Raw genomic sequence first — 15,546 nt, forward strand, 5'->3', positions numbered from 1 at the left:
ATCCTGCCAGACTAAATGCCCACGCATAAGGAGCCACCATGTTTTTAATCAATGGCCTTGAGCAGGACACGCTGCCTGCCAGCGACAGGGCGATACAGTTCGGTGATGGTTGCTTTACGACGGCGCGCATTCTGGACGGCGATGTCTGCCTGCTGGAGGCGCACATTCGACGTCTGCAGCATGGCTGTGAAAAGCTCATGATCCCCTTTACGCACTGGGAAACGTTGCGTCAGGAAATGTGCCAACTGGCTACGGGGAAGGACAGCGGCGTACTCAAAGTGATCATCAGCCGCGGCAGTGGTGGCCGGGGTTACAGCGCCGCATCGTGTATTAACCCTACGCGTATTCTCTCCGTTTCTGCTTATCCCGCGCATTACACTCGCTGGCGAGAAGACGGCGTCACGCTGACGCTGAGCCCGGTACGGCTGGGACGAAACCCGATGCTGGCCGGGCTTAAGCATCTCAACCGCCTCGAGCAGGTGCTCATTCGTACTCATCTTGAACAGACGGACGCCGATGAGGCGCTGGTTCTTGACAGCGAAGGGTTCATTACGGAATGCTGTGCGGCTAATTTACTCTGGCGGCAGGGGGAAGAGGTGTTCACTCCGTCGCTGGAACACGCTGGCGTAAATGGGTTAATGCGCCAGTTTTGTCTGGAACAGCTGGCACGCTCTGGCTTTCGCGTTGTCGAAGTTAGTGCAGGAGAAACCTCGCTACAGACCGCAGATGAAGTCATCATCTGCAATGCGCTGATGCCTGTTGTACCCGTCCGTGCGTATGGCCAACAACGCTGGTCTTCGCGCGAACTGTTTCAGTTTTTAGCCCCGATATGTGAGCAAACCAGATAGTCATGAAAAAAATGTTGCGCTTTGTCCTTATCCTCATCGTTGCGCTGGGCGTCGCTGGCGGAGCTGGCGTATGGAAAGTTCGCCAGCTGGCGAACAGCAAGATCCTGGTTAAAGACGAAACGATCTTTACCCTGAAAGCGGGAACCGGCCGTCAGGCGCTTGGGGAACAGCTCTATGGCGACAAGATTATTAATCGTCCAAGGGTATTCCAGTGGCTATTGCGCGTGGAGCCTGAGCTGTCACATTTCAAAGCCGGCACCTATCGCTTTACGCCGGGAATGACCGTCAGAGAGATGCTGCAGCTGTTGGAAAGCGGCAAAGAAGCCCAGTTCCCCCTGCGGTTTGTGGAAGGGATGCGCCTTAGCGATTACCTCAAACAGCTGCGTGACGCGCCGTATATCAAACATACCTTAAAAGACGATAGCTATCAGACGGTGGCAGAAGCGCTGAAGCTGGAACATCCGGAATGGGTGGAAGGCTGGTTCTGGCCAGACACCTGGATGTACACGGCAGGCACGACCGATGTGGCTATCCTGAAGCGGGCGCATAAAAAAATGGTCGCCGCCGTAGATGCCGCCTGGGAAGGGCGAATGGAAGGATTGCCTTACAGCGATCCGAACCAGTTCGTCACCATGGCCTCGATCGTTGAGAAAGAGACGGCCGTCGCTGCTGAGCGCGATCGGGTGGCGTCGGTATTTATTAACCGTCTGCGCATCGGCATGCGTCTGCAAACCGACCCTACGGTTATCTACGGCATGGGCGAGAGCTACAGTGGCAAGATCTCACGAAAAGATCTGGAGACGCCAACGGCGTATAATACCTACGTGATTAGCGGTTTACCGCCAGGCCCGATTGCCACGCCGAGCGAGGCGTCGCTTAAAGCCGCCGCGCATCCGGCTAAAACACCGTATCTCTATTTTGTGGCTGATGGAAAAGGGGGGCATACCTTTAATACCAACCTTGCCAGCCACAATCGCTCTGTTCAGGACTATCTGAAGGCACTTAAGGAAAAAAATGCGCAGTAAATACATTGTCATTGAGGGACTCGAAGGGGCGGGTAAAACCACTGCCCGCAACGTGGTGGTGGATACGCTCAAAACGCTTGGCGTGGCGGACATGGTATTTACCCGCGAGCCGGGCGGTACGCAGCTGGCTGAAAAGCTGCGCAGCCTGGTGCTGGATATTAAATCCGTCGGCGACGAAGTTATCACTGACAAAGCCGAAGTGCTGATGTTCTACGCGGCGCGCGTTCAGCTGGTTGAGACGGTGATCAAACCCGCCCTGGCCGGGGGCAAGTGGGTGATCGGCGACCGTCACGATCTGTCGACTCAGGCGTATCAGGGGGGAGGACGCGGCATCGACCAGACAATGCTCGCCACGCTGCGTAATGCCGTACTGGGGGATTTTCGCCCCGACCTGACGCTGTATCTGGATGTGACCCCGGAAGTGGGTCTCAAGCGTGCCCGCGCGCGCGGCGAGCTGGACCGCATTGAACAAGAGTCGTTTGATTTCTTTAACCGCACCCGTGCGCGCTATCTTGAACTGGCCGCACAGGACAGCTCAATTTGTACCATCGATGCGACGCAGTCCCTCGACGACGTCACGCGCGACATTCAGCACACCATTACGCAGTGGGTGCAGGAGCAGCAGGCATGAAATGGTATCCATGGTTGCGCCCACACTTTGAACAGCTGATCGGCAGCTATCAGGCGGGTCGGGGGCATCATGCGTTACTGATTCAGGCGTTGCCAGGAATGGGTGATGATGCGTTGATTTATGCCATCACCCGTTTTCTGATGTGTCAGCAGCCGGAAGGGCACAAGAGCTGTGGTAAATGTCGTGGCTGCCAGCTGATGCAGGCGGGCACGCACCCTGACTACTACACCCTTGAGCCTGAGAAGGGCAAAAGCGCGCTCGGTATTGATGCCGTGCGTGAAGTCAGTGAAAAATTGTATGAACATGCGCGACTGGGCGGCGCAAAAGTGGTGTGGCTTAAAGACGCCACGCTGCTCACCGAAGCGGCGGCTAACGCCCTGCTAAAAACCCTGGAAGAGCCGCCGGTTAAAACGTGGTTTTTCCTCTCATGCCGTGACCCGGGACGATTACTGGCGACGTTGCGCAGCCGTTGTCGTCTTCATCACCTTGCAGCACCTCAGGAATCGTGGGCGCTGAGCTGGCTTGAACGAGAGGTGACAACGTCACCTGAAAGCGCGCTGTCCGCCTTGCGCCTGAGCAGCGGCGCGCCCGCGGCGGCGCTGGCATTACTGCAGCCTGACGTCTGGTCAGAGCGAGAAACGCTCTGCCGGGCCGTAGATGCGTCGCTGAACAGTCACGACTGGCTGAGTTTACTGCCTGCGCTTAACAGCGATCGGGCCGTTGATCGTCTGCACTGGCTGGCCTCCCTAATGCTGGATGCGCTCAAAATCCAGCAAGGGGCTACGCTTCTGACCAACCCGGACGCGTTGTCGCTGGTGAATACGCTGGCGAACCGCCTCTCAGGGAAGATTCTTCACGCGATGCTCCATGATATCTGCCAGAGCCGTGAACAGCTTTTAACCGTGACGGGTCTTAATCGCGAGCTTTTACTGACCGACCAGTTACTGCGTATCGAACATTACCTGCAACCCGGCGTCACACCGCCAGTTTCCCATCTCTGAGAGAGACATTATGTTTTTAGTCGACTCACACTGCCATCTTGATGGCCTGGATTATCAATCCCTGCATAAGAACGTGGATGACGTGCTGGCAAAAGCCGCTGCCCGCGATGTGAAATTCTGTCTTGCGGTGGCGACGACGCTGCCGGGCTATCGCTCCATGCGTGAGCTGGTGGGCGTTCGCGATAACGTGGTGTTCTCCTGCGGCGTACATCCGTTGAATCAGGACGAGGCCTACGACGTTGAGGATCTGCGCCGGCTGGCAGCCGAAGAGGGCGTGGTGGCGATGGGCGAGACCGGGCTGGACTATTTTTACACGCCGGAAACCAAACCGCGCCAGCAGGAGTCCTTCCGCAACCATATTCGCATTGGCCGGGAACTGAACAAGCCGGTTATCGTCCACACCCGCGATGCGCGTGCGGATACCCTGGCGATCCTCCGGGAAGAAAACGTGACGGATTGCGGTGGCGTACTACACTGTTTCACAGAAGACAGAGAAACGGCGGGGAAGCTGCTTGATTTGGGGTTTTATATCTCGTTTTCGGGGATCGTGACGTTCCGTAACGCTGAGCAGCTGCGTGATGCTGCACGTTATGTTCCGCTCGATCGCATTCTGGTGGAGACGGATTCTCCGTACCTGGCACCGGTACCGCATCGCGGTAAAGAGAACCAGCCCGCTATGACGAGAGATGTGGCTGAGTACATGGCCGTACTGAAGGGCGTCAGCATCGACGAGCTGGCCCGCGTGACGACGGAAAACTTCTCCACGCTGTTCCATATCGACCCCGCCCGCCTGCAATCTGTTTGATACACCTGTTTTTTTTAGGCTCGTAATTAATAAGTAAAGCGAGTAAAGTTCACCGCCTCATTTGGGGCGGTGAGGGTGTTTTTAGACACATCCGGACATGCTTTTTGTAAATAACTGAAAGTTTTTCGACCGCCTTAAGCTGAAACGTGATAGCCGTCAAACAAACTCAGAGGGAATTATTTTACTCTGTGTAATAAATAAAGGGCGCTTAGATGTCCTGTCCACGGCACGGTACTCCCCCCGGGCCAATGCGTGAAAGCGTAAAAAAAGCACAAATACTCAGGAGCACTCTCAATTATGTTTAAGAATGCATTTGCTAACCTGCAAAAGGTCGGTAAATCGCTGATGCTGCCAGTATCCGTACTGCCTATCGCAGGTATCCTGCTGGGTGTCGGTTCTGCTAACTTCAGCTGGCTGCCAGCCGTAGTGTCCCACGTGATGGCCGAAGCAGGCGGTTCTGTCTTTGCTAACATGCCACTGATCTTCGCGATCGGTGTGGCTCTGGGCTTCACCAATAACGACGGCGTTTCTGCGCTGGCTGCAGTGGTTGCCTACGGCATCATGGTGAAAACCATGGCTGTGGTTGCGCCGCTGGTTCTGCATTTACCGGCAGAAGAGATCGCCGCGAAACACCTGGCGGACACCGGTGTTCTGGGCGGTATCATCTCCGGTGCGATTGCAGCGTATATGTTTAACCGCTTCTATCGCATCAAGCTGCCTGAGTACCTGGGCTTCTTCGCGGGCAAGCGTTTCGTTCCGATCATCTCTGGTCTGGCAGCGATTTTCACTGGCGTGATCCTGTCCTTCATCTGGCCACCAATCGGCTCTGCTATCCAGACCTTCTCTCAGTGGGCTGCTTACCAGAACCCGGTTGTGGCGTTTGGTATCTACGGCTTCATCGAGCGTTGCCTGGTGCCATTTGGTCTGCACCACATCTGGAACGTTCCATTCCAGATGCAGATTGGTGAATTCACCAACGCAGCAGGTCAGGTGTTCCACGGCGATATCCCACGTTACATGGCGGGCGACCCAACTGCAGGTAAACTGTCTGGTGGCTTCCTGTTCAAAATGTACGGTCTGCCAGCAGCGGCGATTGCTATCTGGCACTCTGCTAAGCCAGAGAACCGTGCAAAAGTGGGCGGTATCATGATCTCCGCAGCGCTGACCTCGTTCCTGACCGGTATCACCGAGCCGATCGAGTTCTCCTTCATGTTCGTTGCGCCGATCCTGTACATTATCCACGCGATTCTGGCGGGCCTGGCGTTCCCAATCTGTATCCTGCTGGGTATGCGTGACGGTACGTCCTTCTCTCACGGTCTGATCGACTTCATCGTTCTGTCCGGTAACAGCAGCAAACTGTGGCTGTTCCCAATCGTGGGCGCGTGCTATGCCGTTGTTTACTACACTATCTTCCGCGTGCTGATTAAAGCACTGGACCTGAAAACTCCGGGTCGTGAAGATGCGACAGAAGACAGCAAAGCTGGCGCTACCAGCGAAATGGCTCCGGCACTGGTCGCAGCGTTCGGCGGTAAAGAGAACATCACTAACCTGGACGCGTGCATCACTCGTCTGCGTGTGAGCGTTGCCGACGTGGCGAAAGTAGACCAGCCGGGTCTGAAAAAGCTGGGCGCAGCGGGCGTAGTTGTTGCAGGTTCTGGTGTACAGGCAATTTTCGGTACCAAATCCGATAACCTGAAAACCGAAATGGATGAGTACATCCGCAGCAACTAAGTTGTGACCTGGGGAGACTAAGGCAGCCGAATGGCTGCCTTTTTTATTTGTGTGATGTGTAGTGCCAATACTCAGAAATCGTAGCTCGCGCTTACCGAGACGTTCAGCGGTGCGCCATAAACCACATAAGAGCCGACATAATCGTAATACTCTTTGTCGAACAGGTTGTTGACGTTCGCCTGAACAGCAAAATCGTTGGTGACCTGATAACGGCTGAACAGGTTAACCAGCCCGTAGCTGCCTTGCTCCGCGCGGGAACGTCCTGCCGGGCCGCCTTCCACGTCCGTCCACATTTTGTTCTGCCAGTTTACGCCACCGCCCACGGTCAGTTCCGGCAGCTTTGGCAGTTGATAACGGGTGAACAGCTTCATGGTTGTGCGAGGCTGATCGGAGCTTACGGCGTTGCCATTCTTATCTTCAGCAATGTAGCGGGTCGCGCCGAAGGTCAGCTGCCAGTTATCGGTCAGGGCACCGTTGAGTTCGAACTCAATACCTTTGCTCACTACACCGTCCAGCGATTGATAAATCGACTCACCGCTCGGCATGTAGGTATACGTATTGCTTGCTACGTTATCCTGCTCAATGCGGAAAATCGCCAGCGAGGTGGTAAGACGGGTATTGAACCAGTCTGCTTTCACACCGGCTTCGTAGCTTTTGCCCGTAGTGGGGTCGAGATAGCGTCCGCTGGCGTCCCGCTTGTCCTGGGGCTGGAAAATGGAGGTATAGCTGACGTAGGTCGACCAGTCTTCATTGATGTCGTAGACCAAGCCCGCGTAGGGCGTCACGTCATCTTTGGTGCTTTCCAGACGGGTGTCCGGGGAGCCCGCCGGGTTATAGCGAATGTTGTAGTTGGTATAACGCGCGCCGAGGATCAGATGCAGCGGATCGGCCAGCGAGAAGCGGGCGGAGGTATACGCTGAGGACTGGCGAATGTCGTCCTGGCTGTAGAGTTTCCACGGCGTCCACTGCGGGTCGGCAATGTTACCGTTCCAGTTCTTAAAGTTACCCACATCAACCATGCCGTAAACCGCGTCAGGCATTGAGTTGTCGTAATGGTTACGCTGACGACTGAAGCTGCCGCCGAACATTATTTCGTGCTGACGGCCTAAGAGATCGAAATCGCCGCGCAGGAAAGCGTCTAAGGCATCCTGTTTACGTTCGCCACGGTTCCAGCCGCCGTAGCCTACCATGCCCGCACCAGTCTCTTTATCCGGATAGCCGGACATATACATCAGCTTAGAATCGAAGTTGGTTTCAGCATGCATGCCGTTAATATGCGCTTCCCAGCCATTATCGAAACGCTGCGTCAGGTTAGCGAAGATGCGGGTGCTGTCCTTGTCCGAGTAGGCCCAGTCAGGCGCTACGGTCTGGCTGCGATTGTAATCGGTTTTGCTCCCGTCGCTGTACCAGGTCGGCAGCCCGCCCCAGGTTGGGTCGGCGGTGTTACTTTCCTGATACTCATACCCCACAGAGAGGGTAGTGCTGTCGGTGACGTCCGCATCCATCACGCCATAGAGGAATTTCTTTCGGTAGTGATAGTTATCCATGAAGCTGTCATTGTCCTGATAACCCGTGATCAGACGGCCCCGTACCTTGCCTGACTCCACCAGCGGCGCCTGAAGATCCAGCACGTAGCGCTGTTTATCCCAGCTGCCGTAGCTGGCCGAGACGTTACCTTTGAATTCATTGCTGTCCGCATGTTTGCGCACCATATTGACGTACGCCGCCGGGTTGCCCGTTCCGGACATCAGGCCGGTGGCACCGCGGACCACTTCGATGCGGTCATAAATCGCCGTATCGGCGGCGGTATCACCAAAGTTCCATACCTCGCTGATGGAGGTTGGCAGGTCGTCATAGGCATAGTTGCTGACGAAGAACCCGCGTGAGTAAAACACGGTACGGTCACTGTCTTGCACCTGCGCCGTTACGCCCGTGGTGTTGGTTAATACCTGACCGATTGACTGCAGGTTCTGATCGACCATGCGCTGCTGGCTAATCACGCTGACGGACTGTGGGATATCACGGGGAACCAGCAACAGCTTCGTACCGGTGGTGGTGGTTTTTACGCTGTAATCCCGTTCCTGACTTGCTGAAGGATCCTGCGTTTGCTCAAAACCGCCGTCAACAACGACGGTATCTTCGGCTGTTGATGCAGCGAATGCGGCGGCTGGCGTCAATGCCATAGTAATGCATACTGCCAGCAACGAAGGCGTTGCGACAGGCTTACGTTTCCCATCCCGGGTGTGATGAATGAAAGACATGATTAAACCCTTATGAACGATGAAGAGGGTATGCGTCAGTCCCGCGGACACGGGCTGGCGTCGTTTTCTATGTTAAAAATGCGCATGAAAATGCAAATGCGAAATATACGCATTGCTATTAATGCTGTAAACAGATGTGTCGACCGGAACTGAAATAATGTTTCAGCCCGTTAAAGCCTGCGAGCGGTCACTCTTCAGTCAGCTGATGAACATTCAGGAAAGAAATCGGGGGAGGAGGTTGAAAGGACAGGAGAAACTCGCTCATACTCTTGAATTGTGTCACACACCGATGCCGGGAGTGTGTTTACAGCGGACGCATTGCGCCAGATTAAATAAAAAAGGAAAAGGTCATGGCTGAAGAAACGATTTTCAGTAAAATTATCCGTCGCGAAATTCCGTCGGATATCGTCTATCAGGATGAACTGGTGACGGCTTTCCGGGATATTTCCCCTCAGGCCCCGACGCACATCCTTATCATTCCCAATATTCTGATTCCGACTGTAAACGACGTAAAAACCGAGCATGAAGTGGCGTTAGGTCGTATGCTGACGGTGGCTGCCAAAATCGCTGAACAGGAAGGGATTGCAGAAGACGGTTACCGTCTGATCATGAACTGCAACCGTCATGGTGGGCAGGAAGTTTATCATATTCACATGCATCTGCTGGGTGGACGTCCTCTGGGGCCGATGCTGGCACATAAAGGTCTTTGACATGCTTAAAGGGCGTATTACAGCGCTGGTAATGGCGATGATGATTGTGGGGTGCAGCTCGCGTCCGGCGATCCCCGTGAACGATGAGCAGACGCTGGTCATGGAGTCCTCCGTGCTTGCCGCGGGGATCACGGCGCAACAGCCCGCGTTGACCATCAGTGAAATCAACTCATCTGCCTCCTCTACGCTCTTTAATGAAAGACATGAGCCAGTGACGGTCCACTACCGTTTTTTCTGGTATGACGTAAGAGGTCTTGAAATGCATCCGCTGGAGGCGCCGCGCAGCGTCACCATTCCGGCCAGGTCGTCGGTAACGCTCTATGGCAGCGCCAACTATCTGGGTGCGCATAAGGTGAGACTTTATCTTTATCTCTGAGGGGTGAACCTTGATTAAAAATTTGAGCCGCTATGCGCTCGTGACAGCTTTCGCTCTGTTTCTTGCAGGGTGTGTGACCCGAACTGAACAGCCTGCGCCTGTGGAAGAGGCTAAACCGGGTACTGAACAGCCGACACCGCCAACGCAGCAGCAGCCAACCGTGCCGTCTGTGCCGTCTATCCCGGCGCAGCCAGGCCCGATTGAACATCCGGACCAGACGTCACAGCCCACGCCGCGCGTGCGCCATTACGACTGGAACGGGGCAATGCAGCCGATGGTAGGCAAAATGCTGCAGGCCCAGGGCGTGACGGCGGGCAGCGTGTTGCTGGTCGACAGCGTGAACAACCGTACCAACGGTTCGCTGAACGCGGGTGAAGCCACGGAAACCCTGCGTAATGCTCTGGCTAACAACGGCAAGTTTACGCTGGTCTCGGCTCAGCAGCTCGCCGTCGCCAAACAGCAGCTGGGCCTGTCGCCGCAGGATAGCCTCGGTACCCGCAGCAAGGCGATAGGCATTGCCCGTAACGTTGGCGCACAGTATGTGCTTTATTCTAACGCCACCGGTAACGTGAATACCCCAGCCCTGCAGATGCAGCTGATGCTGGTTCAGACAGGCGAAATTATCTGGTCAGGTAAAGGTGCGGTTACGCAACAATGACGGCACGCGTGAAGAGATTCTGACGCGCTATTTTCCTCAGTACCGCCTTATCGCGCCGCAGGCCCACTCCGGGCTTGGCGGCGCGAGTTGCATTATAGAGCAGGGCGAACGACGTCTGGTCTTGCGGCAAAATCACGACCCCGACGCGCCTGCCTCCCATTTTCGTCGTCAGTTTCGCGCTCTGAAACGTCTTCCGTCAGATCTCGTGCCTGCCCCTCGTTTTTTCAGACAGGGCTGGATGGCCGTCGACTATCTGGAAGGTGACGTTAAAAGCGCGCTGCCGGACACGCCTGTGCTTGCGGCGATGCTGTATCATCTGCACCGGCAGCCACGTCTGGGATGGCGAATTACGTTATTCCCGCTGCTTGAGCATTACTGGCAGCAAGCCCTGCCTGACAGGCGTACTCCAGTGTGGCTGGCACATCTCAAACGGCTGCGTAAAACGGGCGAGCCGCAGCCGATTAGGCTCGCGCCGTTGCATATGGATGTTCATGCCGGGAATATTGTTCATACGCCAGCGGGCATCAGGCTCATCGACTGGGAATATGCCGGAGATGGCGATGTGGCGCTGGAGCTGGCGGCCGTCTGGACGGAGAGTGAAGCCGCGCGGCAGGCGCTTATCAGGGACTACGCCGAGTCGGCACACATTGACGTCGACGCGCTGAGGCGGCAGGTCAAACGCTGGCGACCGTGGGTCATCATGTTAATGGCGGGCTGGTTTGAAATGCGCTATCGGCAGTCCAGAGACAAACAATTTATTGCGCTGGCAGACGATGCCTGGCGTCAGTTACAAACTAAAGGATAAGAGAGGTGGATGTGGGTCCAGTCATGTTGGATGTAGAAGGGTTTGAGCTGGATGCGGAGGAGCGTGAAATTCTGGCGCATCCGCTGGTGGGTGGCCTGATCCTGTTTACCCGCAACTATCACGATCCGGCGCAGCTGCGTGAGCTGGTGCGTCAGATCCGCGCCGCGTCGCGCAATCATCTGGTGGTGGCCGTCGATCAGGAAGGCGGACGCGTGCAGCGTTTCCGCGACGGTTTTACCCGCCTGCCCGCAGCCCAGTCTTTTGCCGCGCTGCTCGGCACGGAAGAGGGTGGAAAACTGGCGCAGGAGGCCGGCTGGCTGATGGCCAGCGAAATGATTGCCATGGATATCGACATCAGCTTTGCCCCGGTGCTGGATGTAGGGCATATCAGCGCTGCCATTGGCGAGCGCTCATATCATGAAGACCCGCGTATTGCGCTGGCAATGGCGACCCGGTTCATCGACGGCATGCACGATGCAGGCATGAAAACCACCGGGAAACACTTCCCGGGGCACGGGGCGGTGACGGCGGACTCCCACAAAGAGACGCCGTGCGATCCGCGTCCGGAAGCGGAGATTCGCGCCAAAGATATGTCGGTTTTCCAGTCGCTTATCACCGATAACAAGCTGGATGCCATTATGCCCGCGCACGTGATTTACAGCGACGTCGACCCGCGTCCGGCCAGCGGCTCTCCGCACTGGCTGAAAACCGTTCTGCGCCAGGAGCTGGGCTTCAACGGCGTGATTTTCTCTGACGATTTGTCGATGGAAGGTGCCGCGATCATGGGCAGCTACGCTGAACGCGGTCAGGCATCATTGGATGCAGGTTGCGATATGATCCTGGTCTGCAATAATCGTAAAGGTGCCGTTAGCGTGCTGGATAACCTGTCGCCGATCAAAGCAGAGCGTGTTACACAATTGTATCATAAAGGTTCATTTAGCCGTCAGGAGCTGATGGATTCGGCGCGCTGGAAGACGGTCAACGCCCGGCTTGAAGACCTGAATGAGCGCTGGCAGGCACATAAAGCCAGCCTGTAAACCCTCCCGGAAGGCGTAGCGTGGTGAGAAGACGATGATCATCTATTTACACGGTTTTGACTCAAACAGTCCTGGTAATCATGAGAAGGTGCTGCAGCTGCAGTTTATCGATCCGGATGTACGGTTGATCAGCTACAGCACGCGCCATCCGAAGCATGATATGCAGCATCTGCTCAAAGAGGTGGACAAGATGTTGCAGCTCAACGTCGACGATCGCCCGTTGATTTGCGGCGTGGGGCTGGGCGGCTACTGGGCGGAGCGGATTGGCTTCCTGTGCGACATTCGCCAGGTGGTGTTCAATCCTAACCTGTTCCCGAACGAGAACATGGAAGGCAAAATTGACCGTCCGGAAGAGTATGTCGATATTGCGACCAAGTGCGTGAGCAATTTCCGTGAGAAAAACCGCGACCGCTGCCTGGCGATCCTTTCCCGTAATGATGAAGCGCTCAACAGCCATCGGGCAGCTGAATTGCTGCACCATTACTATGAGATCGTCTGGGACGAAGAACAGACCCACAAGTTCAAAAACATCTCCCCGCATCTGCAGCGAATCAAAGCGTTTAAAACGCTGGGTTAACCCTATTCCCGCAGGCATCAAAGCCCGGCCGCGAAAGCGTACCGGGCTTTCTTTTTGTCCAGAATTGTCTACTTTTAAGCCATCAAAACTTGATGCATATCAATTTTGGTATGACCAATGCGCCTGACGTGGTATTCTCAATGCACCTGAATGGTTTCAGTGCTGTAACCTGTTGTTAATTAAGGGTTATTTTTATAACTTTTAATTAACAATTGGTTAATAATTTGAGGGGGTCACGTTGACTACGCCATTGAAAAAGATAGTGATTGTCGGCGGTGGTGCTGGCGGGCTGGAGCTGGCTACACAGCTGGGCAAGAAGCTGGGTCGCGGTAAAAAAGCCAAAATTACGCTGGTGGATCGTAACCACAGCCACCTGTGGAAACCGCTGCTGCACGAAGTGGCGACCGGTTCTCTGGATGAGGGCGTGGACGCGCTCAGCTATCTGGCGCACGCGCGCAACCATCATTTCCAGTTCCAACTGGGCTCGGTGGTCGACATCAACCGTGAAAGCAAAACCATCACCCTGGCAGAGCTGCGCGATGAAAAAGGGGAGCTGCTGGTTCCCGAGCGTAAACTGGCGTACGACACGCTGGTCATGGCGCTGGGCAGTACCTCCAACGACTTCAACACGCCGGGCGTGAAAGAGCACTGTATCTTCCTCGATAATCCGCACCAGGCGCGTCGTTTCCATCAGGAAATGCTGAACCTGTTCCTGAAGTACACCAATAACATGGGTGCGAACGGCAAGGTCAATATCGCGATTGTCGGCGGCGGCGCGACGGGCGTTGAGCTGTCTGCGGAGCTGCACAATGCGGTGAAGCAGCTGCACAGCTACGGTTACAAAGGGTTAACTAACGAAGCGCTGAACGTGACGCTGGTTGAAGCCGGTGAACGCATCCTGCCTGCGCTGCCTCCGCGTATTTCCGGTGCGGCGCACAATGAGCTCACCAAACTGGGCGTGCGGGTGCTGACGCAAACCATGGTGACCAGCGCCGACGAAGGCGGCCTGCACACCAAAGACGGCGAGTATATCAAAGCGGATCTGATGGTCTGGGCGGCTGGTATCAAAGCGCCTGACTTTATGAAAGAGATCGGCGGTCTGGAAACGAACCGCATTAACCAGCTGGTCACAGAGCCAACGCTGCAAACCACGCGTGACCCTGAAATCTTTGCTATCGGTGACTGTGCCTCCTGCGCGCGTCCTGAAGGTGGATTCGTGCCGCCGCGCGCGCAGGCCGCTCACCAGATGGCAAGCCTGGTGCTGCACAATATTCTGGCGCAGTACAAAGGCAAGCCAATGAAAGCCTATGTCTACAAAGACCATGGTTCACTGGTGTCACTTTCAAACTTCTCTACCGTCGGCAGCCTGATGGGCAACCTGATGCGCGGCTCAATGATGGTAGAGGGGCGTATTGCCCGCTTCGTGTATATCTCCCTGTACCGCATGCACCAGATTGCGCTGCACGGCTACTTCAAAACCGGACTGATGATGCTGGTGGGCAGAATCAACCGCGTGATCCGTCCGCGTCTGAAGCTGCACTAATCTTTCACTCCCTCCGGGCCCTCCGGAGGGATTTTTTAGCATATCATGCTGCGCATCACAGAATGAGTGCTTAAGAGTTCTCCTAAATACAATATATCTCCTCTCAACGCTCCTTTTTTGATCCTTTATCTGATTGGCGAAGTGCGGCCTCCATTGCAGAATTGTTACCAATAGCAACAAAGGAGGAAGTCCCGTGAATAAATCAATGTTGGCGGGTATAGGGATTGGCGTCGCGGCTGCGTTAGGTGTGGCTGCCGTTGCCAGTCTCAACGTATTAGATCGCGGCCCGCAGTATGCACAGGTGGTTTCTGCTACACCGATTAAAGAAACCGTGAAAACCCCTCGTCAGGAGTGCCGCAACGTCTCCGTGACGCACCGTCGTCCGGTGCAGGATGAAAACCGCATTGCCGGTTCTGTTCTGGGTGCGGTAGCGGGTGGCGTGATTGGTCACCAGTTTGGCGGCGGCCGGGGTAAAGACGTAGCGACCGTGGTCGGCGCGCTGGGTGGCGGCTATGCCGGTAACCAGGTGCAGGGCGCGATGCAGGATAATGATACCTACACCACGACTCAGCAACGCTGCAAAACCGTCTATGACAAGTCGGAAAAAATGCTGGGCTATGACGTGACGTACAAAATTGGCGATCAGCAGGGCAAAATCCGCATGGATAAAGACCCGGGCACGCAAATTCCACTGGATGGAAACGGCCAGCTGGTTCTGAATAACAAAGTGTAAAAAAGAAGTTCTCTGAATTTAGCTCCTCATGCGCTCAGGCTGAGGAGCTTTTTTTGCGTCAGATTTTCAGTAGCTCGGGCCACAGCCGCAGCGTGGTTTCGCTAATATTCTGCAGTTTTTCCAGCGTGGCCCCTTCACGGGCGCTGATTGACATCCCCTGCAAAATACAGCTCAGGTATTGCGCCAGAAGCTGAGGATTGCATTGCGCGGGGATTTCACCGCGCTGCTGGCGCTGAGCCAGAAATGCGCTGAGGGTCTCCTCCTGCATCGCATGCCGCGACTTCACCGTATTGGCAATCTCTTTGGAGGACGCCGCAAGGGTGGCAGAGGTGTTAATCATAAAGCAGCCCGCAGGCGTATCTTTACTGGTGAAGCAGGTCGCGACGGCGGTGAAATAGTCCCGAAGCGCCTGTTCAACGCTTTTCTCTTCGCAGAACAGCTGGGCTTCGTGTTTCGCCGCAAAGCGCGAAATGTATCTGTCCAGAACCGCCCTGAACAGCCCCTCTTTATTGGTAAATTCGGCATACAGCGTCGGCGCTTTGGCTCCGGTGGCTTCTACCAGATCGGAAAGCGAGGTTGCTTCATACCCATGTTGCCAGAAGAGAGTCATGGCCTTATCAAGCGCTGCATCCCTGTCAAACACTTTTGGTCGGCCACGGCTTTTCTTCGCACAACTCGTGACGTCGGTTGTCATTTGCCGTTGGTCCTCTGTTGGTTTGGTGAATGACCATTATAAAAATAAACGCAACCCACCACCAGTGCAGAATGCTTAAAAATAAATTAATCATATATGTATGAAAAATAA

Annotated in this window: 16 protein-coding genes; 14 read left to right on the plus strand and 2 right to left on the minus strand. The window is 55.3% G+C overall.

Annotated features, from left to right (window positions below):
- The first annotated feature begins 38 nt into the window (after nucleotides 1–38).
- The 6 genes from pabC (at nucleotide 39) to ptsG (ending at nucleotide 6,041) form a co-directional block, all read left to right on the plus strand.
- Complete coding sequence (gene pabC, locus F0320_RS07930; protein ID WP_126328236.1) at nucleotides 39–848, plus strand: aminodeoxychorismate lyase; 810 nt, start codon at nucleotides 39–41, stop codon at nucleotides 846–848.
- A 2-nt stretch (nucleotides 849–850) separates the two neighbouring features.
- The gene (gene yceG, locus F0320_RS07935; protein ID WP_047650871.1) at nucleotides 851–1,873 is read left to right on the plus strand and encodes a cell division protein YceG; all 1,023 of its coding nucleotides are present in this window, start codon (nucleotides 851–853) and stop codon (nucleotides 1,871–1,873) included.
- Complete coding sequence (gene tmk / locus F0320_RS07940; protein ID WP_126328237.1) at nucleotides 1,863–2,504, plus strand: dTMP kinase; 642 nt, start codon at nucleotides 1,863–1,865, stop codon at nucleotides 2,502–2,504. Before yceG ends, tmk begins: the two co-directional genes overlap by 11 nt.
- A complete protein-coding gene (holB, locus tag F0320_RS07945) occupies nucleotides 2,501–3,505 on the plus strand; it encodes a DNA polymerase III subunit delta' (protein WP_126328238.1) in 1,005 nt (334 codons plus the stop codon). The genes tmk and holB overlap by 4 nt, the downstream gene beginning before the upstream one ends.
- 10 nt (nucleotides 3,506–3,515) lie before the next feature.
- Nucleotides 3,516–4,310, plus strand: coding sequence for a metal-dependent hydrolase (locus F0320_RS07950; protein WP_029739870.1), 795 nt, complete (start codon nucleotides 3,516–3,518; stop codon nucleotides 4,308–4,310).
- A 297-nt stretch (nucleotides 4,311–4,607) separates the two neighbouring features.
- The gene (gene ptsG / locus F0320_RS07955; protein WP_047650876.1) at nucleotides 4,608–6,041 is read left to right on the plus strand and encodes a PTS glucose transporter subunit IIBC; all 1,434 of its coding nucleotides are present in this window, start codon (nucleotides 4,608–4,610) and stop codon (nucleotides 6,039–6,041) included.
- 71 nt (nucleotides 6,042–6,112) lie between these two features.
- Here ptsG and fhuE read toward each other — a convergent pair whose 3' ends face one another.
- Nucleotides 6,113–8,302 (minus strand): ferric-rhodotorulic acid/ferric-coprogen receptor FhuE, encoded by a 2,190-nt coding sequence (gene fhuE / locus F0320_RS07960; protein WP_126328239.1) that lies wholly within the window; start codon nucleotides 8,300–8,302, stop codon nucleotides 6,113–6,115.
- Between the two features lie 350 nt (nucleotides 8,303–8,652).
- On the opposite strand from fhuE, the gene hinT reads away from it, so the two are divergent.
- The 8 genes from hinT (at nucleotide 8,653) to F0320_RS08000 (ending at nucleotide 14,741) form a co-directional block, all read left to right on the plus strand.
- Entirely contained in the window at nucleotides 8,653–9,012 is a 360-nt protein-coding gene (gene hinT / locus F0320_RS07965) for a purine nucleoside phosphoramidase (RefSeq protein ID WP_006809243.1), read from the plus strand.
- 1 nt (nucleotide 9,013) lies between these two features.
- Nucleotides 9,014–9,388, plus strand: coding sequence for a YcfL family protein (locus tag F0320_RS07970; protein WP_126328240.1), 375 nt, complete (start codon nucleotides 9,014–9,016; stop codon nucleotides 9,386–9,388).
- Nucleotides 9,389–9,401: 13 nt separating this feature from the next.
- Nucleotides 9,402–10,046 carry a penicillin-binding protein activator LpoB gene (gene lpoB, locus F0320_RS07975; RefSeq protein WP_103791505.1) on the plus strand — a complete coding sequence of 215 codons (645 nt, stop codon included), beginning with the start codon at nucleotides 9,402–9,404 and terminating at the stop codon, nucleotides 10,044–10,046.
- The gene (thiK, locus tag F0320_RS07980; protein ID WP_126328241.1) at nucleotides 10,027–10,851 is read left to right on the plus strand and encodes a thiamine kinase; all 825 of its coding nucleotides are present in this window, start codon (nucleotides 10,027–10,029) and stop codon (nucleotides 10,849–10,851) included. The genes lpoB and thiK overlap by 20 nt, the downstream gene beginning before the upstream one ends.
- Before the next feature lie 11 nt (nucleotides 10,852–10,862).
- A complete protein-coding gene (gene nagZ, locus F0320_RS07985; RefSeq protein WP_126328786.1) occupies nucleotides 10,863–11,888 on the plus strand; it encodes a beta-N-acetylhexosaminidase in 1,026 nt (341 codons plus the stop codon).
- Nucleotides 11,889–11,922: 34 nt separating this feature from the next.
- Nucleotides 11,923–12,465: an alpha/beta hydrolase YcfP gene (gene ycfP / locus F0320_RS07990; protein WP_047650880.1), complete on the plus strand. Its 543-nt coding sequence runs from the start codon at nucleotides 11,923–11,925 to the stop codon at nucleotides 12,463–12,465.
- A 238-nt stretch (nucleotides 12,466–12,703) separates the two neighbouring features.
- Nucleotides 12,704–14,008 (plus strand): NAD(P)/FAD-dependent oxidoreductase, encoded by a 1,305-nt coding sequence (locus F0320_RS07995; RefSeq protein ID WP_047650881.1) that lies wholly within the window; start codon nucleotides 12,704–12,706, stop codon nucleotides 14,006–14,008.
- A gap of 193 nt (nucleotides 14,009–14,201) precedes the next feature.
- On the plus strand, nucleotides 14,202–14,741 hold the full coding sequence (locus tag F0320_RS08000) for a glycine zipper 2TM domain-containing protein (RefSeq protein WP_008500779.1): 540 nt from the start codon (nucleotides 14,202–14,204) through the stop codon (nucleotides 14,739–14,741).
- 58 nt (nucleotides 14,742–14,799) lie between these two features.
- Here the strand turns inward: F0320_RS08000 and comR are convergent, their stop codons facing one another.
- Nucleotides 14,800–15,435, minus strand: coding sequence for a TetR family copper-responsive transcriptional repressor ComR (gene comR / locus F0320_RS08005; protein ID WP_028015740.1), 636 nt, complete (start codon nucleotides 15,433–15,435; stop codon nucleotides 14,800–14,802).
- Nucleotides 15,436–15,546: the final 111 nt, after the last annotated feature.

The organism is Enterobacter dykesii (genome assembly GCF_008364625.2).
Classification (GTDB): Bacteria; Pseudomonadota; Gammaproteobacteria; order Enterobacterales; family Enterobacteriaceae; genus Enterobacter; species Enterobacter dykesii.